This is a genomic window from Lacrimispora sp., assembly GCF_036758025.1.
Classification (GTDB): Bacteria; Bacillota; Clostridia; order Lachnospirales; family Lachnospiraceae; genus Lacrimispora.
The window spans coordinates 73802-99054 of sequence record NZ_DAIOXM010000001.1; the positions used below are offsets into that span (position 1 = coordinate 73802).

At 45.6% G+C, this 25253-nt stretch carries 12 protein-coding genes; all 12 read left to right on the top strand.

What is annotated here, in order from left to right; genetic code table 11:
* Nucleotides 1-105: 105 nt before the first annotated feature.
* The 12 genes from V7M78_RS00365 (at nucleotide 106) to V7M78_RS00420 (ending at nucleotide 25211) form a co-directional block, all read left to right on the top strand.
* Nucleotides 106-1086: a hypothetical protein gene (locus V7M78_RS00365; RefSeq protein ID WP_333645464.1), complete on the top strand. Its 981-nt coding sequence runs from the start codon at nucleotides 106-108 to the stop codon at nucleotides 1084-1086.
* A complete protein-coding gene (locus V7M78_RS00370; RefSeq protein ID WP_333645465.1) occupies nucleotides 1083-3356 on the top strand; it encodes a DUF6273 domain-containing protein in 2274 nt (757 codons plus the stop codon). Before V7M78_RS00365 ends, V7M78_RS00370 begins: the two co-directional genes overlap by 4 nt.
* A 31-nt stretch (nucleotides 3357-3387) precedes the next feature.
* Nucleotides 3388-3549 (top strand): hypothetical protein, encoded by a 162-nt coding sequence (locus V7M78_RS00375; protein WP_333645466.1) that lies wholly within the window; start codon nucleotides 3388-3390, stop codon nucleotides 3547-3549.
* A 15-nt stretch (nucleotides 3550-3564) separates the two neighbouring features.
* Nucleotides 3565-7725 carry a hypothetical protein gene (locus tag V7M78_RS00380; protein ID WP_333645467.1) on the top strand — a complete coding sequence of 1387 codons (4161 nt, stop codon included), beginning with the start codon at nucleotides 3565-3567 and terminating at the stop codon, nucleotides 7723-7725.
* Nucleotides 7722-7940, top strand: a complete 219-nt coding sequence (locus tag V7M78_RS00385) for a hypothetical protein (protein WP_333645468.1) — start codon at nucleotides 7722-7724, stop codon at nucleotides 7938-7940. Before V7M78_RS00380 ends, V7M78_RS00385 begins: the two co-directional genes overlap by 4 nt.
* A gap of 55 nt (nucleotides 7941-7995) precedes the next feature.
* Nucleotides 7996-8442: a single-stranded DNA-binding protein gene (locus V7M78_RS00390; RefSeq protein ID WP_333645469.1), complete on the top strand. Its 447-nt coding sequence runs from the start codon at nucleotides 7996-7998 to the stop codon at nucleotides 8440-8442.
* A 171-nt stretch (nucleotides 8443-8613) separates the two neighbouring features.
* Nucleotides 8614-8736, top strand: coding sequence for a type II toxin-antitoxin system HicA family toxin (locus V7M78_RS00395; protein ID WP_442914613.1), 123 nt, complete (start codon nucleotides 8614-8616; stop codon nucleotides 8734-8736).
* Between the two features lie 46 nt (nucleotides 8737-8782).
* A complete protein-coding gene (locus V7M78_RS00400; protein ID WP_333645470.1) occupies nucleotides 8783-9190 on the top strand; it encodes a type II toxin-antitoxin system HicB family antitoxin in 408 nt (135 codons plus the stop codon).
* Between the two features lie 95 nt (nucleotides 9191-9285).
* On the top strand, nucleotides 9286-10128 hold the full coding sequence (locus V7M78_RS00405) for a Fic family protein (protein ID WP_333645471.1): 843 nt from the start codon (nucleotides 9286-9288) through the stop codon (nucleotides 10126-10128).
* Nucleotides 10129-10222: 94 nt separating this feature from the next.
* A complete protein-coding gene (locus tag V7M78_RS00410) occupies nucleotides 10223-10324 on the top strand; it encodes a putative holin-like toxin (protein WP_333645472.1) in 102 nt (33 codons plus the stop codon).
* Between the two features lie 164 nt (nucleotides 10325-10488).
* Complete coding sequence (locus V7M78_RS00415) at nucleotides 10489-11214, top strand: hypothetical protein (RefSeq protein WP_333645473.1); 726 nt, start codon at nucleotides 10489-10491, stop codon at nucleotides 11212-11214.
* 95 nt (nucleotides 11215-11309) lie between these two features.
* Nucleotides 11310-25211 (top strand): SpaA isopeptide-forming pilin-related protein, encoded by a 13902-nt coding sequence (locus tag V7M78_RS00420; RefSeq protein WP_333645474.1) that lies wholly within the window; start codon nucleotides 11310-11312, stop codon nucleotides 25209-25211.
* The last annotated feature ends 42 nt before the right edge of the window (nucleotides 25212-25253 follow it).

The window sequence follows — 25253 nt, forward strand, 5'->3', positions numbered from 1 at the left end:
TTTAATTCTTTGAGTTCTTTTAATTATTCCATTATTTTTTAAAACAGGCAAATAAGTGGCTGTATTTGCTTTATACGTGTTATTCCTTAGATTAAGGAGGGTATTATGAGGCGGAGAAAACGGTGGCTGCCTGTACCCGCTGTGGTTTTTATTGCCTTGGCTCTTTCTGCTTTGCAGGGAGGGTTTTGGGGTAGTGGGATTATGGCGGCAGATGCAGGAAGAAGGGTGGATCAGACAGCAGATAAGAGAGAGGTGATTGTGGAAACTGAAATCCTGCCAGAGGAAGGGGAGGGGTATGTGCCGCTGGGGGAGTATGTGGATCAGTATGGGAAGATGTATTGGCTTAAGGAGTGGAGGCTGGAAACCTATGTGATTCCAGAGCGTCTGGAAATGGTGGAAAGGACGGTGATTTATGAGGAGGTGGAATGGGAGGATCAGATTCCAAAGAAGGCGTTTGTTGATTTACAGGATAATGCCGGTGGCAGGCGGGTTCAGAAGGAATATCCGGTTCTGCGGATGAGTAAGAAAGGGGAGCGGTGGATGTCTGACTTTCACTTTACTGCGGTATTTCATTCCTATGATGCGGACTATTATTGGCTGGGAGAAAAGAAGATTCCGTTTAACGGCAGTAAGCCGGAATTAGAGGGGGCCGGCAGAGAGCTTTTGGCAGAGATTGGGGCTGACCCGGAACGATACCGGATTCTTGATTTTGTCTGGCATGGGGAACCTTATTCCGATGAGAGCGGAAATCTTTGCAGAAATGCGTTGGTTACAGGGGAGAAGAAGGTGTCTGAGTATCATGTGACTTATGGAGGGGAGGCCTTGTTTCCGGAGACAGAGGGGATTAAGTGTGTGGCTGTTTACAGGGGATTTGATTCGGTGACTGACGGCTGGGGGCTGGCGGAGGAGGGGGATATGGATCTGGAGGATTCCTCTTTGAGTGAGACGGTAAAAAAAGGGAAATGGTTGATAATTCGGAATATTGTTGTGGTGACGATGTCAGTTTTATTGGTTGGAGCTTTTTTGGCTTTGCTCATTATGGGGGGAGTGAAGAAGTTTCGAAAGAGGAAAGGAGTTTTGGAATGAAAGGGAATTTATATAAGGCCAAAGGAGTGTGGCTGATTTTTATGTGGGTAGTATTAATATTTCACTTGCTGGTTATGGAAGGAAGTGCCGGGATTTTACAAGAGGACGGGAAGTGGAGTAAGAGTGGGGAAGGCTGGTATTTCTTTGATGAAAGTGGTTTGGAGATTAGTGGGTGGGTATGGTCCGGTGGGTATTGGTATTTTTTAAATACTGATATTAATGGAGAATATGGAAGGCTGATGACAGGATGGCAGTGGATTGATGGGCGGTGTTATTACTTGGCGGAAGATTCGGGAACTGATTATCCGGAAGGGGCCATGTATCGGAATGGGTTTACTCCAGATGGATTTTTTGTGACCGATTCGGGGGCCTGGTCCCAGGATGATGGTATTGTTGAAATTTATGGGAAAGGGCTACGGACAATTCCTTTTCAGAAAGAGACGTCTGGCTCCAAAAAGGCTTCAGGTGGAGGCGAAAAGCAGTCTGGGTCTGGAGGCGGAGGGAAGAGGACCGGGAAAGATAGTGGAGGGGGAAAGTCTGAGCCAGGGGATCATGTACCGGAGGGAGAGCTGGAAGTGAAGACGCCGGAGGAAATATTGGGAGAAGAATCCGAGGTTCAGAAAAAGGAGTATGGGTATACGATCCGGTATGTGGATATTGCTGATAAGACGGTGCTTCAATTAGCAGCAGGCGTTGGGAGGGAGGGGGAAAGGATTGTGATTGAATGGCTTGATATTGAGGGGTATCAGCTTTGTGAAGGACAGAGAAACGGATTTCAATTGTTGTCTGATTGTATGATGATAGATATTTACTATGAAAAAATAATTTTAGCTTCCCCTTCTGACGCCCGGAAGGTGGACTGGAATCTGCGCTTTGTCGAAAGGGGAAATCACAGCAACGAGATATTTAAGTCCCAAAGCGGACACACAGAAGAGGGAAATCCACTTGTTATTAATTTTCCGGAGACCATCTTGGGAACAGATCGTTATTATTACCACTCCCTTGTTTCCAGTCCATGGAGCGTCAGTGTAAATGGTAATGGTGTTCAGAAATATTATATTGAATATCAAAAGGGGGAGTATCTCCCGGAAGAAACTGATCCGGATCAGGAGGCCAGAAACAAATTAAACAGTTGGCTAAATATTGCCAGGGAAGAAGACTTTAGCATTACTGGCGAAAGGACTTCCTATCATCAGATTGTTACAGGAAGTATTCAGGAAAGTAATGAAAGGCTTCTCAATCTGACTTCTATGGCTGATGGAACAGGACGTCAGGAGATTTACTTGATTGCAAAAGGACATGTTCCTAATACTCTGATTTTAAGCCGGACATTTCCCAATGTCCGGAATATATCGGAGCTGATCCGGGATGAGTTTACCATACTGGATATTCCCTACGTGGTTTTGCGGGTTGGATTCGAAAAAGTTTATGAGGAAAGCACTTGCAGCCATGATTATGAGATAGTTGATCAGGCAGAGCCTGCTTGTATGGAAAAAGGACATATAACAGTCAGATGCAAGAAATGTGGGAAAGAAGAAAACGTGATACTGCCAGCTACAGGACATGTGGATGCAGATCATGACGGGATATGTGATATTTGCTGCGAACCAGTAGATGAAGTGCCAGAGGCAATGCATTACAGTATAGGCGATATTCAGGCCCGGACCATAGGAGGCAGGATTTATTTGTTCCGCTGCATTGATGATGATTATGAGGATGCTATGGGAAATAGCCAGAAAACAGCGCTGTTTTTTTGTGACAGCGTAATCCGGTCCGATGTTGAGGGGCCAGAAAAGAAATTAAATTTTGGCCCTAATAATAATTATAAGTATTCCAAGGTGCGCCAATGGCTTTTGAATCAGGCTGATGCAGACTTTATCCATGATACTTACATAGGCATTACGAAGTCTTACCGAGGATCAACGGGAAAAGGACTCTATGAACAATTTAATGATAATGACCTGATAGGAATTGACCGTGGTTTTCAGCTTCTTCAGGATCGAGTTTTCATCCTGTCAGTGGATGAAGCGCTTGAATACAGGGATTACCTTTGGAAGTTTAACGGGAGCGATATAAATAATCCGGAATCACAGCTTTCTGCATATTCAAAGGGATATTATTTGCGGACGCCGCAAGATAACGGATTGGATGATTTGTGGTATGGGGAGGGGATTTATAGTGTCAGCCTTACGGACGGAAACATCAAACCGGTGAATGCAGGCGATACAAGTATGGGAATCCGGCCTGTCATGGCAATACCCCAAGGGTAAAGGGTCAGAACAAACGGGATGAGGAGAAAACATGAAAAAAGTAAAAAAGATTATTAGCTCATTTCCTGTAGCCGTTATTGTGGCAACACCCATATGGCACGCACCCCCAGCTATAGGGGCCTTAAATATTCCTTCATCATTTTTGGCTGAAGAATATGCAGTTACCTCATCGGGGGCAATACGAGAACGTTGAAATAGAGGAGGAAGAATGAGAAAAAAACTGATAAGAGGGACGGTATATGCTTTGTGTGCTGCCCTGGCAATCACATCGGCGGCACCAGCCGGGATGGCGTATGGATATAATGAAGAACCCCAGGAACATCAGGAAAAGATGGTAAGCCTATCAACACCTTCCGAGGCCAGACGGGAAGATGAAGCTGATCCAGAGGAGGAAGCTGCCGGGGAGATGGAAACCGGTCTGGAACTAATAGAGGAAGATGAGTCTCACGAAAGAGCAACTCCTTCTGAAGCAGAAGAGATGCCCAAGGAACTTCCAACAGCAGCTCCCCTAGCTGCCAAGATGGCCGTAACATCCTTTTCCAGTTCCTTAGGAGATGTCTGGGATGCATGGTCTGGAAAGACAAGCTTTGAATTCTTAAGTGGAAGCCAGGGAGAAGGAACAGAGGAGCGGCCTTATGTAATTAAGAATCGGGAACAGCTTATGGGGCTATCGGAGCTGGCTGCCATGGGCATGATGATTCCGGAGGCGGAAGGAGCGCATTATGCCGGGGATTATTCCGGAGGCTACTTTGCCCTGGGCGGAAACATTGATTTACAGGGTGTGGACTGGATTCCCATAGGCTTTTACCGGGATTCATCGGAAAATGCCGGGGAGATTCCTTATCCCTTTAGCGGGTGTTTTAACGGAAATGGTTATACCATCAGAAATTTAAAGCTCACTTCCTTTGCAGATTATGACAATGTGGGACTGTTTGGAGCTGTAACCGATACCCAGATCCATGACGTGACCATTATCCCGGACAGCAGCGAGATCCGGGGAAAGGACCGGGTCGGAGTGGTGACCGGATATGCAGAGGATTCCCAGATCTGGAATATCACTGTAAAGAATGCTTATATTCGTTCCAGCGGTATTTCCGGAGGAATTGCAGGAGAGATCAGCGGGACGGTCATTGAAAATGCCACTTGCGAAAAGGTCATGATAGACGCAGCCGGAGGCGTAGATGTCATTTATGCCGGAGGAATTGCCGGGATTGCATCGGATTCCTATATTGTAGACTGCGATGTTTCTACCGGTGACGGGACTACGGCCAGGATACAGGGAACGGGCTATATCGGCGGGATTGTGGGATACCAGGATGCAGCCAATATTTACAATACCCATGTCAGTGGAACCATTGGAGGCTATCACTCCAAGTCCATCGGCGGCATCACTGGCAGATATGCAGCCGGGAAGATCAAGGTGGCACGCTTTTCCGGGACCATCGGAAACTCCCAACTTGGATCTTTAGCAAGAGAGGGAACGTTTATCGGAACTAGACAGGGAGCCGCCACAAATTTCAACTATATCGAAGATGTAGCCTACTTATTTGCAGATTCTGAGAGCAAAATCAGCGCCAATGTATGCGGATCAGAGATCAGTGATGATAACGATTATACTTACGCTGCTCATGTAGGCTACTGGCATACTGGGAATTTATATTACACCCTGGTGCAGGGGGGAGCCAAACGGACCATTTCAGACCAATACTTTTATGAGGAGCTGGAAAATGGAATCTTGACGGTTATGGATCAGGAAAGCGGAGATTATACCTTGGATCATTTTGCGCCCAATTCCCTGGGCCGTCCGGTGAGGGGATATCTGCTAACGGTCAACCAGATCGATACCGTAGCCAACGGCCAGAACTTTTACGATATTGCTGTCCTGGAGGTAAGGGGAAGTTCTCAGTATTCCAAAACTCTTAATAAAGAAGTCCGGGGAGCTGTTGCAGCCGGGACAACGGTCAGCATTACCACAGCACCAAAGAACACAGATACAGAAAAGTACCAGATGGAAGGTTTCCCCTATTATACAAATGGGAAGGGGATAAGAAAGAATACTACTTATTCGGAAGGCAGCCGTTCCTACACCTTTACCATGCCCCAGGAAGATGTAGTGGTGTCCGCACTTTATAAAAAAGTGGCTGTATCCATTAAGGTGGAGCCGGAAACTTATTCCTTTGCAGTAACCCAGACCAGGACCGGGAACCGGAAGAATCCGGTTAAGACCACGGAAATCCGGAATAAGGAAGGAAAGCTCATTGCCCGGTACATCAATAGTGTACTGGAGCAGGGAACCCAAGTGCAGCCGGTGAATATTACAGCCATCATAGATGCCAACAATGATGTGGAGGATAACCGGGTAAAATGGAGCATTGACGATCCGGTGCTGATCCACCTTGCAACAAACAACGATGAGGGCACAGACGGTTATACAGCCCAATCCGCCAGCCTTTCGGTAAATCTTTCTTCTTCCTTCTTTACCGGCATTATTCAGGAGGCAGAACGGGTACAGGCAGAAGGGAATTATCAGTATAAGATTCCTAATACGATCTACGGGGCTGGGCATCAAAATGGCGGGATTGCAGTTTTAACAGCGCTGACCAGGCCGGCGGCTTCCTTTGAAGGAAAACCCTGTACGGCTAATAGCCGTGTGAGCGTCACCTTTCAGATCATAGATAATACCCTGGTGGCAACAGAGGGAGCAGCGCTTGATAAGCAGGCCATTGCCTATACAGTAACAAGGACCTTGACCGGGGACCGGACAGCCCCCGTAGAAAAGATAACGGTAACAGCGCCTCAGTCTTTGACAGCCACCTTTACCCCGGACTTCTTTTCAAAGGATGAAGTGATCTGGACAAGTTCTGATCCGGCAGTGATCCAGGTGGCCCAGGACAGCCAGGCATACCGGGAAGCCTCCATATCCGCTATGAAAGATTCCCAGTGGATCCGCAACATCATGGCTACGGATGACGGAATCCGGGAAAACGATGCGTATGCAAAGGTTTCAGGAAGCGGGAGCCGGGAAGTTACGGTTACGGTAAATGGAAGGGACAAACTGGGTAATCAGGCATCCGCTGTCTGCCAGGTAACGGTGAATTTCAATACCAATGACCAGACACGAGTGGTGCCGGAAGGCATTACCTTGGATCAGACAGCACTTTCTTACAACTTGGGATACGAAAAAGCAGGAGATATCCGATCTGAGACAGTGAAAAGGACCGGATTTGAGACAAAGAAGCTGTCAGCAACGATTTTCCCGGATATTGACAATGGGGAGGAACATAAGCCTTATGACCGTAGCGTGATATGGACCTCTTCCGATCCGGGAGCGGTTAAAGTGGATCAGGAGGGAAATGTAACGCTGGTTGATGGAGCCTCCTGGATTAAGGAAGCACTTTTAAAGGCTCCGTACCGGGCAGAAAAGCGTGTGGAGGTTACGGCCGCTACAAAGGACGGCCAAAAGGCTACTTCCTGTCAAATATCCTTAAGCTTCCAGGCGGATTGTATCGAGGCAGACAGGGAAAGCGAGAGCTTTGATCTGATACTGGTAAAGACAGGAAAACGTAACACACCAGTCCTTACTTGGAAGGGACTTGAAGGAAAAAGATTTAACGCAACTACTTATTATGGAAACCAGGATAAAAGAGATGTGTTGTGGCGTTCTTCTGATTCCGGAATCCTTACAGTCAATCCAGATGGGACGGTAATACCGGTTGTTCTCAACGAGAAACGGGAGGTTGTAGCTGACTGGATCAAGGAGGCATTGGCAAGGTATCCATACACCGGAACCCGTACAGTAACCGTTTATTCGTCCACAAGTGACGGGAAGCAGTCTGATCCGGTTACGGTAACACTTAATTTCAAAGTTATTGATAATACAACATCTGGGGGATCTTCCGGAGGTGGAGGTGGGAAAGGCTCTTCCGGAGGCGGCGGTGCCCGCTCCGTAGGAGTAACGACCACAGGCAACACACAAGGGGCGGCAGCTCCGGCAGGTGCCGTTATAGGGACCTGGACACAGATGGCAAATGGAAACTGGATTTTTGCTTCAGATCGAACCTATACGAATGAATGGGCCTACATCAGCAATCCATATGCAGTTGGCGAACAGGAAAAGGCTTCCTGGTTCCGCTTTGATCAGGACGGATTTATGGTGATCGGCTGGCAGACGGACCCAGATGGGAATACCTATTACCTAAAATCTGCTTCCGATGGAACCCAGGGGCAGATGCTTACCGGGTGGCAGTACATAGAAGGGGTCTGGTATTACTTAAATCCCGCTTCTGATGGAACAAGAGGAAAATTGATAACCAATACCGTTACACCAGATGGGTATACAGTAAATGAGAAAGGACAGTGGATCTCATGAAAAAATACGATAATGCGTTATTTTTGATCCATTTAATAATCATTGCATCTGTCATATCATTTCTCTTCATTATTATTTTAGGAAAAGGTGAGAGCAAATGGCAGATCGGTGCAATCGAATTATGTATTGCACTAGTTATAATTGGTTTGATTGTTTTATGGATTCAAGGCAGGGAAATTAAGGACTCGATGAAAGTAATTGAAAAGTTTCAATAACGATAAAACATATCCCCTGCTACAGGACAGGCAGGGGAGAAGAGGAGGAAGAAAAATGAATCATGCAGTTTTTATGGGAAGACTGACCCGTGATCCGGAAGTGAGGTATTCACAAGGGGAAAATAGTATGGCAGTCGCAAAATTTACCCTTGCTGTTAACCGATTGGGGCGCAGTAGCCAGAATAACAATGAGCAGACAGCAGATTTTATTAACTGCGTTGCATTTGATAAAGCGGGAGAATTTACAGAGAAATATTTCCGCCAGGGAATGAGGGTTCTGGTTTCCGGAAGAATCCAGACCGGCAGCTATACTAACAAAGAGGGCGTAAAGGTTTACACAACGGATTTAATTATTCAGACTCAGGAATTTGCTGACAGCAAAAGTGTTTCTGGAGACGGAAGCCAATCAGTTTCAAGGCCGGAGCCTTCCCAGGCAGGCGAAGATGGGGTTATGAGTATTCCTGATGGTGTAGAAGATCCGGGCTTACCGTTCAATGAATAAAGAATAAAAATACAAGTACATTGATAATCAAATATGTTTTAACCGATAGACAAGAAAGTGTTAAAAAGACTGTTTTAGGCATTACACATATAATAATATGTGTTACAAGCTGACACATATAATAATATGTGTTACAATTATTATGTCAGGAGGGAAACCACATGAAAAGTTATTCATCACCAATACAAGCATCCAACGAAAAAGGGGCGTACAACAGTAAAACATTCTGACAAAGATATTCCGCGCCCAACGCTAAAAAGCATTGAAAGACAGTCAGGGCTAAAATTCAAATAGCCCTGATTCTCTCCTGATAAAATATAAATAGAGGAGGCCTTTTATTATGAAAAAAACAGAACGCTATTTTTATCCTGCTATCTTTACTTATGAATCTGGAAAGGAAATTGCTGTTGTTTTTCCTGATTTGGATTGCGCTACCAGTGGAATTGATGATGATGATGCGCTACTTTCAGCAAGGGAATTACTTGGTTGTGTTCTATATGGATTAGAGGAGGATGGGGAGGATATACCAGATCCTACACCGCTATCACAAGTGAAAGTACATGAAAATGAAAGAGCGGTTCTAATTGACGTTTATATGCCTTCCATTCGTATGGCACGAGTCAACCGTTCTGTTAATCGTACCGTAACACTTCCTGCATGGCTCAATGCTATTGCTTTGGAGCATGATATAAACTTTTCTCAGGTATTACAGGAAGCAATAAAATCTCAGTTGCACATTAATAGATAAGTTTATAAATTTGAATAGAATCTACTGACAGAAAAGTTCAGGAGATTTCACGGCTGATAAAAGTATGGTTAAATGATTTTGCAGGAGGTGAATAAATGTTTGAAGAATATCATATCTATGGTGAAACAATCGATAAAGTGGCAAAAAAGAGCTACTGGGATGCTGCAAAAGGCCTTCAGCAAGTTGATGGCCTTAAACCTACAGAGTATTTATCTGAATTAGCAGAAGCGAATATTGAAGGTGAATTAACATATCGGCAAATTGAAGATTTACTGTATAAACGGTATGAAAATGAAACAGAAGAGGATATTCAGAACCGTAATAAAGAGGCAGATCTTGTTGCTGCAAGAATCGCTCATATTCTTGACAGTCCAGGTTACCCCTTAAAGATTGCTTCACTTAAGGTAATTCATAGGGAACTTTTTAAAGATATCTATGAACATGCTGGTCAATTCAGATGCGTTAATATTTATAAACCAGAGCCGATCTTAAACGGGAACACTGTAAAGTATACCAATTACACAGCTTTGGAAGATACACTGGAATATGATTTTGATGCTGAAAAGAGTAAAAGCTATGCTGGACTTACTAAAGAGAAGATGATAAAGAGAATCGCTTCATTTACTTCCTCTGTCTGGCAGGCTCATCCATTTATGGAGGGAAACACCAGAACGACAGCGGTATTCATGAAATGCTATCTAAACAATATGGGGTTCCAAGTAGATAATACCATCTTTAAAGATTACAGTCAGTATTTCCGAAATGCTTTGGTCAGAGCGAATTTTGCTGACTACAAGAATGGAATTACAGAAACCAACCAATACCTTGAAAAATTCTATAAAAATCTACTTTTGGGTGAAAGGCTTCAATTAAAGAATCGTGATCTTATCTTAAAAGAGCGTTTTCCGATAGGAAGAGATAGAGGAATTGAACTATAGCAGTAAAAAATTGTAAAAACCACTTTAATATGATATAATTATCATGGTAGCTAATCTGCCGGGTGGTTTCCATCTCCGAAAGGAGGTGGTAATTGTGAGCACTTATGAGGAATTTATGGTAATCATAAATGTTGCAGCGTTAATCGTTGCAATAATTACATACGTGAAACACAATGACAAAGGTACAAAAAAATAACCACCCCGCCGCCAAGTGAGTTGGTTATTTCGAAAAATAATTAATTAAACGTTGGAAGCCACTTTGTGGAGTTGGCTACCCTTTGTACCTTTAGAATAACACGAATTAATGATGTTGTCAAATCAGAGATGTTGAAAATAGATTATATAAGGGAGGAATTGAGTATGAAAAAAAAATTATTAGGAGCAATATTAGCGGCAGCACTTTCCATAAGTATGGCAATACCAGCGTTTGCGGAAATCATCTGGACCCCGGATAAACTTCCGGCAGGGTATACCACCAATGAGTGGGAGAATAAGGATTTTTTTCTTAATGCAGGGAATGCAATTAAAAAGGACACTTATACATTTTATGTGAAAGATCTTTATGGGAATTTTATGAAAGGTACTTCGCTTGCTGGAGGCTTACGAACAGATGAAAATGGAATTCTGATTTCGGCAGATGGTTTTGTACATTCTTATGGAACAGAGTTGGCTATGATTGAATATTATAATACTCAACCATATGAACAACCATCATGGCATCAAGACTCAGCTAAACCATTAAATGAAAACGGCATCAGCAATTATTGGTATGGAACCAGTAAATCCGGATCGTTAAGTGAATGGAGATGGCTCATGGTATCTCCTGATGGGAAGCAAGATGGTTTGAAATACGCCTATTGCTTCAATGAGTACGGCTATCTTTATACTAATACTATCACTCCGGATGGATTCATGGTTAACGAACATGGCCAGCTTATGATTGATGGAAAAGTGATGACAAGGAAACCTAATGATGTCACTCCCTGGTATGGCTTTGTAAGATTTCCCATAGGAGCATTAGGCTATGATTACGAATCCAGTGAAAAAGCAGCACAAATTTGGGGAACTCCTAATCCATACTTTTAAATAGATTTTAAACAACTAAATAAGAACTTTCTAAGAGACTATCGGTTAAATCATAATCGGTGGTCTTTTTTTGTTACCAATTAAGGGGAAGATAAATGATGAAAAAGGTTTTACATAAACTTAACATAAAACGAAAACTAGCTGGAGCTATGGCAGTGATTGTAACGACCATGGCATTTCTCCCATATATTCCGGAGGCTATGATATCCTTTGCGGATTATGGTCAGATCATTGAACCGGCAGCGTGGATATCCTGGAATCCCAGCGCATATGAACAAAATAACCCTAATGGATATAAGCCCACGGGACTGATGTATGAAACCAAGTGGATTAATTTGAAAGATAAAGATGGAGATGCATTTCCCGCTGGAGCCAAACAATACCTGGTGGAAAACAAACAGCACAGTGACGGCTCTTATAAAGAGTTTGACAAGAACTTTCTTTATTGTGTACAAGGTCATACAGAGAATGCCATGATATATCTTGGAAGCCAGGCATTTCTTGATGATTATTATACGGCTAGTAGACGGCCTGAGCTTTTTCCGAAAAAAGTTGGTGATGAAAAAAGAGAAAAATTCAACTTTCTCATGAATGTCTATGCTACCCACATGGGAAGCAATGACAGCATTGAAGCCTGTAACGATGCCAATTCTGGTACTGCCAAGTATATCGTTGCATCGGTGATCAATTGGATTGCAGCTGATGAATGCGGTTTTACCGGTGATTGGCAGCATGATTTAGAAGCATTTCGTGACAGTGATAATTATAGAGCTGCATTGATACAAATGAATCCTAATGCCGTAGGTGACCGATCTGTTTATAATCAAATGTCCAGCACTCAGATTGCATCAGAGTATGCAGGCAGAGGGTGTAAAAACTGGGCTGAATGGATGTTTGGAAATGTATGGGATGCAGCTATGATTACAAAAGAGTTTGAAGTGGATTCAGAAGAAACCGTTTACTTTGCCAAGTTGAATCATTCCGCGGATTCATATACCATTACGATTCCTTATCCTAATGAAGTGGTAAAAAGCTATTATCAGAGACTTTCTGCTAAAGATCTATACGGGGACTGGACTTATACTGGCCCAACGGATACAGGACTTGTGTTTACTTCCTTATCTGGTGAAACACCTACTAATGGGCAAGGGATTGGAACTCTTTACTGGGCCAATCAGAGCCAGGTGGGGGCAGTTTTGGCAAAGGATATCGGTTCTGCCCAGCTTGCTACCTTTAAATTTTTTACAAGAAATCCTAATAAGCCAACTGAGTATGCCTTTGACATTTCTCAGACCTACTTTGCAGCCAAGCTGGATAAGAATTTAGAAGTTCATGTCCGTGTCGGATCTGGAGGGACCGGAAAGGTTCAGCGTTTTAAGCATACGGAAGGCTTTGGGGCCAATTATAACGTGGGCCTGATTAAATATGATTCCGAAACAGGAAAGCCATTGGCCGGCTCCCATTGGGATATCTTAGAGGCATTTGACGATTCCCAGCTTGACAGCACCGACCTGGATTTAAGAAACCCAGGGGACTTTTCGTCCAACACTGGCTCTTTAACCGGAGCTTCCTGGGAAGAGGATAACGGAAGCGATGAGGATAGGATATCCACCAATTATAGCGGAGATACTGGTTTAAATAATTCGGAAGTAAACCTTTATAATCAGGCCAATTCTTCCCGTTCCCAGTTTCAGCGATGGTCTGATCCGGAAAATGATCCTTGCAGTGCTGATGATCATATAACCGATGATAACGGAGAACTTCACTACGTTGACTCCAGGGGAAAGGTTCACAGTAAAATTGCTCATTCCGATGCCAGAAGCTACACCTACCAAAAGGGGTATTGCAGTGGCCATCCGGCTCCGGAGGTGGAGTATGAGGAGGTTCCGGAGCCAGAGTATGATGAGATAACCGGAGAACAGACCAATGCCGATTCCATTGAGGCCGTAGAAGAATACAATCAGCAGCTTCATGACAGTGCCTGGGCGGAATGGCTTTCTGGAGTAGAGGAGTGTGAGAGACTGGTGGAAGAAGGTGGTTTCTTCCATGCCATTGATCCAACGGGGAAGACGCAAAGGGAAGCTCTGGAAGCGGACCGGGATCAGTTTTATAAGGACTTTATCTCCTTAACCTATGAATACTCTGCAAAGGAAACCATCCCAGCTCCCGGCTATTCCTTTCATGGCAGTCATCCCGATGATATTCCCATGGAGCGGCGGACCGTTACCTCCAGTGAATACAAAGATTACCGTTCCCACGGTCTGGGCCGTATGGCCGGTGGTTTCGGGGTGGGCCTGGATATGAAAGGGGAAGCCCTGGCTGAAGATCCTCCAGAGCAGGAGGAAGACATAAAAGAGCCAGAGACGGTGATGTTTACCAGCTTTGGAGTTTCTAATCATGTGGAAGGTTTTGAGACTAATTTAGAGTCTCATTCGGAAACCAAAGCAGAAGAAACCGAGGCAGAGAAAGAAAATGAGTCCGAACCGGAAGCGGGGGAAAAAATTGGACAGGAAGTAATGGAAGAAACGGAACCGGAAATCAGGCAAGATCCGCCGTTAGAGTTACCGGAAGAGACAGAATCCATAGATGAGACAGCCATGGATCTAGAAGAAGGTGAAACAGAAACAGAATTAGAACCGGAAACAGCAAAGGAGATAGAAAAAGAACCTACAGAAGATGAAAAAACAAAAATACGGCCAGATAACAGTGCAACCGCATCCGAGGCAGTGAAAAAAGAAAAGAAAACAGCCACCGATTCCCAAGCAGAAGGAATCCATGGAGGAATTACCTTTACCGGGCTGTTAGAGTCTCTTTTTTCCAGTTTCCGGTCCGTGGCAAAAAAAGTTTTATCTGCATTTGCATTTGGTGATGAGGATGAAGGGGCCGTTTCAAGAAGTTCCTTATCGTCTCTCCCAGAATCTACGGAGACAAGCCGCTTAAGCCCCTTAAATTCTTCCACCAGGGATTGGACTTTTATTGCATATGATCACCGAATGGAAGGGGAGATTCACTTTAATAAGAAAGATATGGCTCTAAAGGCCGGGGAGTCTGATTCTTACAGTGCTTATGGAGACAGTCAAGGGGATGGGACTTTAGAGGGAGCTGTTTATGGTTTGTTTGCAGCAACGGATACTCTCCACCCGGATGGACATTCCGGTGTGTTATTTAAAAAAGACAACCTGGTATCCGTAGCGGCACCAGACAGGAATGGGGAAGCAAGCTTTTTGGCCATTACCCAGGCTCCCGGCTATACATTCAATTATCAGACCGGGACAATTGAAAAAACCCCTGATGGCTGGGCCGATCAGGCACCGACAAACCTTTACACATCCATGGGAAAGGCCATCGGAAAGGAGTCTGATGCAGAACGTTTTACCGGACATACGGACCGGGGAAGCAGCATTTCCATCACGGACAGCCGCAATGAAACCGCTTCCGGCTATGAAAAGCTTTCCTCTAACCAGGGAAGAGACGGGACCGGAGGAAGTGGAAATTCTTATCCCATCCAGAACAACGAAACTTTAAACGGAAATGCCTGGATCGGACGGCCTCTGATCGTCAATGCAGACGGGACCCAGTATTACATTAAGGAGCTGACCCGGTCAGAGGGCTATGAGCTTTCGGTTTACGGAAAAGATGCCACCATAAGCAACCGGGAGGCTTTTCAGGCCGGTGGTTCTCCATCGGCAGAGGGAAGTGTATCTGCTGAAAAAATAGAGACAGATCGGATCAAGAAAGCCAATACCTTTACGGTAACAAGCAGCGGAACCGTCAACGGCTACCGGATTTATGCCCAGAACATACCAGAGGGAGCCTCTTTTTTCATCACCAGAAGTGAAGTGGTGGAAGATCCAAACGGGACCCATACGGAGTACGTGACCAGAGAGGAAACCGCCCTGGCAGGAGAGGAAGGGGAACGGGTGATTATTAGCGGATCACCAGTGTCAGCAAAGGCCGGGGACAGTATTTTACTTCCAAACGGGGAAACTGTCCTGGTAAGCAGAGTATCAGCACCGGAGTATGATTATACCGCTGTCCGGCCAGACAATGGACTCCGTTATACCATTCCCACCTTTCAGGATAAGGAAATCACCGGGGACTTAACGGAAGATGCCAATGCAGCACTAAAGAAGGCTTCCTTTAAAGAGCCAGACGAAGGCGCTCCCTGGTTGCAGATCCCTCTTGTTGGGGATACCTTTGAAGAACAGGCTATCAGTCTTTATGGAGGAATGGAGGCTGCCGGGCTTTCCGTCTTTAACAGCCTAAGAGTGCAGGAGATTATAGATGGGAAGGCCATGATACGCTATTCCTACCGGGTGGGAAGCCTGGTGTCCGCAAGTGTCTATGATGAAGCGGCCAGGATTCTCTATATAAAAAAGGAGATAGAATACGATTTAAACGGAATCATGGTTAACGGCTATCTCTATGCAGCCTATACCCAGGATCAGCATGAAGATTACAAAGAAAATGGAACCGGTTTTGTGACCTATGCCAAGGTAAAGGCTGGGGAGCTGTCAAAGAAGACAGCGGTTTATCCGGAGGATCTATCTGCCATATCCGTGATAGAAAGCCCGGAGCGTACCTACTGGATATACAGTCCGGGCGAACCGCTTAGAAATAATGATGGCAGCGTGAAAACAATCATGGTGGAAGGAGAGATCCAGGTTGCTCCAGGCTACGAATTAAAAGATGTAGACGTGCCGGTGACTGCCGTTTATGACGGAAAAGGCTATACCATTGATATGGGAGGAGAGCAAGGAACCTCTTCCATAGATTTTAAGATTACTTACCGGGATGACTTTGTGGAAGGAACTTATACCACTCCGCAGGATTATGCAGGAAGTTATGGAAATATCTCTGCTACTCCAAACATGACTGGAGCAGGGACCTACATTGAGCCGGTCACCCTCCGCTATGACAGGAATCAGACCTATTCAGACGGTGGGACCCGTATAAATAAGATTTCCGTTGTGGAACGGCCTATCATGCAAAAGGTCAAGATTACAAAGGACATTTCTTTAGAAGAAGATGGAACTTATGAGAATAACACCTATGCAGGAACGGGCCATGAGGACCGCTATACCCAGGGCGTGGGAGGAACGGAGGATAATGCCAGATATTTAAAGAACTTCCGGTTCAAGGTTTACTTAAAATCCAACTTAGAACGGCTTTACCGGGGAGAGGATGGAACGGTGAGCTGGCAGGACCGGAACGGAAATCTGGTGGACATCCAGGCTTACCGGGCAGCATTCCCGGAAAAGGTTCAAAAGCTCTTTACCAGGGTAGGCTACCAGACCAGTCCTCTTGCCAGAAATTCCAACCATGCAGCCATTGCCAACGAGTCCCTTTATAGCTACACAGATAACCTGATCAATGCCGATCAGAACCCCGGCTATACGGCAGTTCTGGAGAAAACAATACAGAACGTCAAGGATGGCGCTGGAAATGTCCGGGAGATCCTGGGCTACAATTATGAAAAGTTCTTTGATGCCATCAAAGTGGCCAACAGCGATAAATGGGACAGGACTGACAATCAAAGCAGTTCCTTTAAGCCATTTTCATTTATCAAAAGCCTTTTGTTTGGAACTGGCGGAGGAGAAAAGGAATATCCCGCTGTACATAATAACCCACAGATCGAAAACAGCATAAATACATTGGCTACGGCTAAAGATAATGCCCTCCGCTCTGATCATGTCCGCCAGTTTGCAATCACCTGGTACTTGGAGGATGAGGTCGCAAAGCTGGTAAGAGAAAACCAAGTCGGTGAGAGGGAAAGCGATTCAGGAGGTGAGGCTTATCCAGATGAAATTTATGATCAAGCCCTTTCAGAAGCGATTAAAAAGGCAGAAAACTACTTAAAACCGTTCTTCAGCTATGATTTCGATGAGGTTTATGCCATTGCCTGGGATAGTGAGACAGACGGAGGAAAGGATCAGGATACAACCACCTTAAGCGCTGATCAGGAAGATCCGGGGGCCGGTTATACCTACGGAATATCAGAATACCTTCCCTACGGAACCTATGTGGCCGTGGAACAGCAGCCCTTTCACAAGGACTTAGGAGATCTCTATAACAAGCATTATCAGACTGATGCTCCAAAGGAGATTGAACTTCCGACTGCTTATGAAGGTGGGAAAGCAGGGTCGGATAAGACCCCGGAGGAGCTGGCCAGTTATTACCGTTACAGCGCAGCTAACACCGTTTCCCAGCTTTCCTCAAAATATCACATCCGGTTTAATGAGGAGTGGCCGGGGGAAGGAGGGGATGATTTAAGAAAGTACGTGATCCGGGCGCACAGCCGTTTAGGTAACTATGAAGTTTATCCTTATGGCTTAGACCTTGATAAGCTATCAGGGACAGCTCCTGGTGATCCGGCCGGCCGTGGACACTTTACCATTACCCAGGGCGCAAACGACCCGGTAAAAGACTATTACAACACCCTGGTCGACCCGGTAGAGGCTGGAGGAAATCCAGGCAGTAATTACCTGGCTGACGATGGAAATGCCGGAAAAAGGACCGCCAATGGATCTACCTATGAAACCAATGGGGTAGAGAAGGTATACCGGTACGGCTCTATTTCTGAAAACAAACAGATCTATAACAACGTTCCCTTCCCTTCCGGAACCGGTGAGGTTTACCGGGATGGCGTGGCAGCCATGGAAGGAATGCAGACAGCCTATGACGGGAAATACGCTCCCATGCTGGTGCCGTGGACGGTGACAGAGCCAGCCAATGAAACAGCAGATACCATGCAAAACGGGGACGGTACATCAAGCTATAAGGGATACGCCTACCGCAAGTACCGAAACACCTTTTATACGAGCCATTTAAGAATTGAAAAGCTGGATTCCGAAACAGGAGAAAATATTCTTCATGACGGAGCCTTGTTCGCCCTTTATGCAGCCTCCAGGGAGGACGGGGAAAATACCGATGGCCTGGTAAGGTTCTACGAAGCAGATACCCGGATCGAGGGCTCTAAGGAATTTTTAGAAGCGATGGGAGCCAGAAACATTACCCAGGTTGGGAATATCTTTAGCGGAGTTGTACCGGCTGGAACACCTGTCTGCAAGGAATCGGAACAAGTGATTCTTACCGATCAGGAAGGAAGAAGAACAGGACAGTTTGAGGCATTCACAACAACCAGAGATGACCTGCAGGCCAGGGAAGAGAATCTAACCAATACCTCCGATCAGGATCAGAACACGGGATATTTGATCACTCCCCAGCCTCTTGGAGCCGGAACCTACGTACTTTGTGAAATCAAACCTCCAGCCGGGTATGTGAGGACAAAGCCGGTTGCTATTGAAATCTATTCGGATCAGATCACCTACTATCTGGAGGGAAACCGGGACAGCCGGGTGGCGTCAGCCATCTACGAGGATCAAGAAGGATCAGGCTCCCAGGAAGTCACCGATACGGCCAGAATCTATATAGGCAATACTCCGGTGCGCCTGGAAGTTTCAAAGATCAAGGATTCAGCCAGCACCGTCACCTACCGGACTAATACCAGACTGACGGGAACGGAGCTGGAGTTAAAGCAGAGATACGGGGCCGAAAACCTGGAGTTTGGTTATAAGAACGGAACTTACTTAGGCTATGGCTGGTACAAAGGTACTTTGGAATATTTAGAGTCCAGGAAAGCGGCCGGGGAAGATGCAGAGCCGGTCTACATAGATGGTGTATTTGCCGGTTACGGCCTGATATCCAGGCCACTGGATACGGCTGATGATCAAAACCGCTACGTGGCCGGAGCTAAGATGGCGCTTTACGATGCCATTGAGATCAAGGAAAACGGCGACAGCGGGGATTATGGTTATGACGGCGTGGAGGTGGTAAGGGATCGGAATAACAATGTCCAGTCCATTCAAGTATTAAAGGGCTATGCTGGAAGTACCGTGGAATTTATCCGGAAAGAAGACCCAGAAGGAAGCCTGAAGGGAGAAGCCGGGGACGGTACCTGGACCTATGAAACCATAGACCGGGAGGACACGGATATCCTGTTTTACTCCCTTGGAGGGCTGAAGGTGACGGAAACCGGAACCGATGGAAAACTGTATGGCTATGACCGGAATGGGAATAAGGTGCAGGTGAAGGATCAGGAGTCCATCTATATATTGAGAGCCGGTCAGCCCGTGTTTGAGCTGACCGGAGGAGACTTGACAGCAGCAAGGTATTTTGCGGGAGATAAGATATTCTCTTTAGGCTCCGGGACCGTCATGTACCACTTAGACAGTGATGGAAACCGAGATGCATATGTCAATCCAACTACCGGCATGGCTTACGCCAAAGAAGGAGAAAAACTCCTGGTGTGGTCCGTAAAGGTTTCCAAGACAGAAACCGGGGCCGTCATTGCCAGGGAAAAGATCAGAACCTCCCGGATTGCTTCTCTTCATGCAGATACGGATCAGGAATACATGACGGGGACCTATGATGGAAGCAGCCTGGCTAAACGGTTGAATCCCGTTCTTGACCGCCACGGCCTCCCGGAGTATTACCAAAGATCAGGACAGACCTATAAAAAAGGAACGCCGATCTATGACATTGACGGAGATTACGTACGTTACAAATACGATGATCTTCTTTCTGCTTATAATGGGGCAGCATACCGGATCAATGATCAGACCGGTATAGAAGATGTTGGAGAGGAAGAGAACCTTGCAGACGATCCGAAGCTTTACCACCGCCAGGGAGAATCCTGGATCATGGAAAACACCTGGATCACCGGGGAAGCCTATCCAAATGACCCGTTTCAGGCAGATATGACCGTAGGACAGGCAGACATGTTAAAACGGGTGATCCCAGGAACCTATATCATGGAGGAAGTCAAACCTCCAGCCGGTTATACCAAGGGCTTTCCAGAAGGTGTTACCATTTCCGAAACCAGGGAAGTTCAGCGTATTGGTATGGAAGATGAAAAAATAAAAGCAGAGATTGTCAAGACCGATGCGCCAGACCGGTACAAACTTAACGTGATCAGTGATTATCAGGAGGGCCTTACGGTTACAGAGCCAAAGGGAGCCTACAGCTACATCCAGGTTTCCGGAGCGCATGTGGCCCTTTACAAAGCAAGAAGGGTCTACACCACTGACAATGAAGTTTATCCAAAGGGGTATTACCTGATAAAAACAGAAACGACCCCAGCAGAATGGACCGTGGAGCGTACGGCCGACAATGCGCCGGTGAGAGTATTGGCCGACTGGATCACAGACGGAACCCCGAAATACTTGGAAGGAATTCCGGCTGGAGATTATATTTTGGAAGAAATAGAGGCTCCTGGCGGCTATATCCGTACCTCCATGGAGGTTACCATCCAGGCAACTGGAGAAGTACAGACCATTAATCTAAAAAATGACCATACAAAGCTGGAAATCTATAAGTATTACGAGGAAAGCACCGGAAATAAAGGGCCACTTCCAAACAGTCATCAAGCGGGTCTGGCACTTTATGAGGCCAAAACAGATAGTGATGGAAACATTCTTATGGAAAATGGGAAGCCGGTTTACGATGAACAAAAAAAGGTGGTAGCCTGGACTACCGATGATTTATCAGAATATACAGAAAAAAATTTAAAAAGTACCGGCTTTATGGACCGCTTAAAGGATTTCTTTGGTCTGGCGGAGAATCAGTCCAGCTTTATCATGGATTTTGAGGCAGCATACCGGGAAAAAGGGGAGGATCTTACTTCCCTTACCTGGTACATGAAAGATGGAGAACGGACAGCGGAGCGCATGGAAAGCCTCCGGATCGGAAACGAGGAAGGAGTTACCCAGACCTGGAACACAGATTCCGGAAAGATTATCCGGATCACCATTTACCGGAACGTAACAAACGGCTCCCTGGATACAGATGGCAAGCTGCCTTTGATCTTTGAATATCAGTTTAACTACCAGGAATCAGGCAGGATAAAAAGCTATGACACCTTAGAGGGGCTGCACCGGATTGATTATCTGCCTTTTAACGCAGAGAAAGAAGAAGGAAAAGTAGGAAACTATATACTGGTAGAAGAAACAGTTCCCCATGGATTTGAAATACCTGATCCCAAGGCCATTGTCCTAAAAGAAACCGGAGATGTACAGAGAATTAGTTTTAAAAATGAAGAAAAGTATATCAACATCTTAAAGGTAGTCTCAGACGGAACCAGGGAATATGCGGCAGAGGGAGCAGAGCTGGCCCTTTACCGGGCCGATGAATCTGGAAACCTCGTGGAAGATGAAGGCCACCTGGTAGAGCGCTGGATATCTGGAACAGATGGAAGGTATACAGATCAGGACCGGTTTAACGGTGATATCCCGGAGGGATTTTCGTCAGGAGATTTAAAACCCCACCGGATTGATAAAATCCCTTACGGTACTTATTACATAGTAGAGCTTATATCCCTAGCCTATATGCAAAAGATAACGCCGGTAAAGATCGTTGTGGGAGCAGAAAAGGTTCCTGTTTACCGGATCATAAATATCCCCACCACTGGCAAACTGGAGATCATAAAGAAAGCTTCTGATACCGGGGAGGGGCTGGAACATGCCAGATTTAAAGTTTCCAATCGGGATACGGGGACAATCTGGTATATGACAACCGGAGTGGAAGGAAGAGCGGAGCTTGCAGGGCTACCGGTGGGGCAGGTGCAGACAAACGGAACCATAAAACCGCATACCTACACCATTGAAGAAATATCTCCACCTGATTTTTACCAGATCACCGGTGGGATAAAGAAATTCCAATTTAATGAAAAAGGGAACGGAGAAGAAGTACTTTATATTTGTGAAATTGAGAATAAACCTACAAGCATTCAGTTCAAGAAAACGAACTTTGATACAGGAATGGCCGTGGAGGGGGCAGAAATAGCCGTATTTGAAGCGGTGGCCGTTGACGGAGAGTACCAAAAGCAGGGAGAAGCCATTGAACAGGCTATTTCTGGCACCAATGGTTTTACTCTGACCAAGAAGCTATCCGCAAATAGAGTCTACATCATGGAGGAGTTGAAGGCCCCAGCCGGTTATGCTCTTTCCGAGCCAGTGATATTTACCGTAAATCGTACCGGTACCGGAATCCGGAATGTTTCAAACAGCTTTAGCATCTTAAAGTTGGCAAGTGAGAACAGCACTATCGAAGCTCTTACCGTAACGGGAAGGGTTCCTGTCAAGGTCTATACCGTGTTAAGGGATCTGGATACCGGCACCGAACTTCCTCCGCTCATCGGATCAGGAAGCGGGCAGAGAGTAACTGTAGCAGACGGTATCATAGATGGCCATTTGTATGAGATTACGGAGTACACTAAGTATTCCGATGGCAGAACAGAAACATCCCAAAAGGAAACAAAGCGGATATACCTTGATGAAGCCGGGTCTTATGATGTTCCCTCCAGAACCTATTTAGAAACCAGGCAGGAGTTGACGGACGATGCTGGAAATACCCTTGCAAGTTGGACGGTTAATGAGAAAACCCATGATTATACCATTCAAAATCCAGTGACCACGGAAATTCCTTTTGCGAAAGTAACAAGCAGCGCAGGAGCAGAGGATCATGCTGTTAAGAAAGGCAGCGTCATGAAGTATACCATTACCTATCATAATCCTTACAGCCATCCAGCAGATATCCGGATCAAGGCTGTCCTTCAGGAAGAACTGGAATACTTACGGTCCACGGATTACGGCAGAGAATTAAATGGAACGATCCTCTGGAACTTAACCGATGTGGCAGCTCATGAAAGCGGTACTGTTGATGTGGTGGCCGTTGCCGCCGGTGATGAGGGAGGGCAGACCAAGGCTTATTTTGAGACAAGGGCGGAAGCCGTTGCCAAACAAACCACGCTGACAAACCCCATTGCTCCGGATGGCTCCCTTACCATCATAAACAAACTGACCGGAACCGGAAAGAACCAGGCAGATGAGTTTACCTACCAGGTGAGATTTAGGGACCAAGCTGGAGATACCTTAACCGGATACCAGGCTTACAGTGGGTCAAAGGCAGGAAGGATTAAGGGCGAGGGCAGCATAACCCTGGCCGGTGATGGATTTATCACCTTTGCCGGTTTGCCCTATGGAACCAGTTATGAGATCCTTCAAGTGTCCGGGGCTGGTTATGAGTCAGACGGAGGAGTTGTAACCGGAGAAATAGCAAGAGCACTTCAGAGTGCGGTGTTTAAAAACAACTTAAATGATCAGACAATCCGGGAAATTTTAACAGCAGGAGGAAGCTATCGTCTGACTGAAACCACAGCCTACACTGGCGGAGAAAGCCTGATAAGCGGTATCTACCGTTTCAGCGTCAATGCCTCTGGAACGGTTGACAACGTGGATATGGAGGACCGGCCTTTACACTTATCTTTCTCAAAAGTTGATAAGGATACAGGAGCGGAGATAGCAGACGGGAATTATCTCCTGATTGATGCAGAGACAGAAGATGTTATCTATGAATTTACTAAAGAGGGAGAGGAGGTATTGATACCGGCTAAGTTGATTACTCCAGGAAAGGAATACATTATCCGGGAAGAACAGTCCCCGGCTGGCTATGCTTATGAAAAAGAGATCCGTTTTACTCTGGAAGACAGCGGGATACGGTCGACCATCATTATGCAGGATGAAAAGACAGAGGTAAAATTTTTAAAAGTGGATGAAGAAACAGGAGAGATCTTAACCGGAGGCCGCTTCCATGTACGGGAGAAGGATACGAAAACCGTGATCCAAGAATTTACCCCGGACGGAAAGCCCGTGGTTTTAACGGGAATTTTGAGCGCCGGACAAACCTACGAGTTGGCAGAAGTGGAGCCACCGGCTGGATATGCCTATCATGATCCGATCACCTTTACTGTGCCTAAAGAGCCGGGAACAGTTACCGTTACCATGGAAGATAAAAAGACAGAAGTTGAAATCAGGAAGCTGGCCGGTTCTCTGATTGGAACCCCATCAGAGGCAGAGCGTCAGTTACCAGGGAGTACACTTCAGATATTAAATAAAGATAAGACCCCGGCAAAGGCTTTGCGTGATGGAAACGGCTTAAGAGCCGGAGAGGACTTGATTTTCACAACTGGAAACCAATTTGAAGAATTAAAGGGCCAATTAGAGGCCGGGAAACGTTACTGGCTCCATGAGATCCAGCCTACAGATGGCTATGCCTATGCGGAAGATATTCTGTTCACAGTCAGTTTAAATGGAAACAAGGATACAGTAATCATGATAGATGAACCAACCCATGTAATTTTGTCAAAAAAGTCAATGACAGGTCAGGATGAACTTCCCGGAAACCAAATGAGTATAAAAGATAAGGCAGGAAAGCTAATAGAGGAATGGGTATCCTCTGATCAGCCACATCAAATCCGCGCAAAGCTGAAAGCCGGAGAAACATATTACTTTTGTGAAGAAAGCCCCAGGGCCGGATATGCCTATTCTGATTCGGTTCTATTTTCAGTAAGTAAAAATGGAAATATTGATATGGTTGAAATGAGAAATACCACCACAAAGGTGAGGATTCACAAGGTTGATTCAGGAGGAAAGTCAGTAAAAGATGCCATACTCAGGGTTCTGGATGAATGGGGAAATGTGATCATACAGGATTTTAAAACAAACGGTGAAGCTGTTGATATAACTGGAGTTTTAGAGGCTGAAAAAACTTATTTTTTAAAAGAAGTACAGGCACCGGAAGGATATCTTTTCGCCGCTGATGTAAAATTTACTGTTCCAAAAGATGCCGGAATATTAGACGTCGTTATGACGGATTTAAAAGAATCTGGCTTGGAGGAGCCGGAGCCAGGACCTAAGCCGAAACCAGAGCCTCCTACTCCGGAAGAACCTAAAAAAGAAGGTATTATCACGGTCCGTTACAGTAAATCCCCTTTAAATCCGGCATGGCTGGAAATGGCCTATGGAGAATTGACGGGAAAGAGAGGAGAAAAAACGGGAGATACGGCTCCCATAGGTTTCTGGATTTCCGGTATGGCTCTTTGCTTTTTAGGATTCCTTTTAACCATACGGGCAAACAGAAGAAAAAAAGGAAATAGGTGAAAAGGCAATGGAACAGAGCGGAAAGTATATAAAACAGAAAGG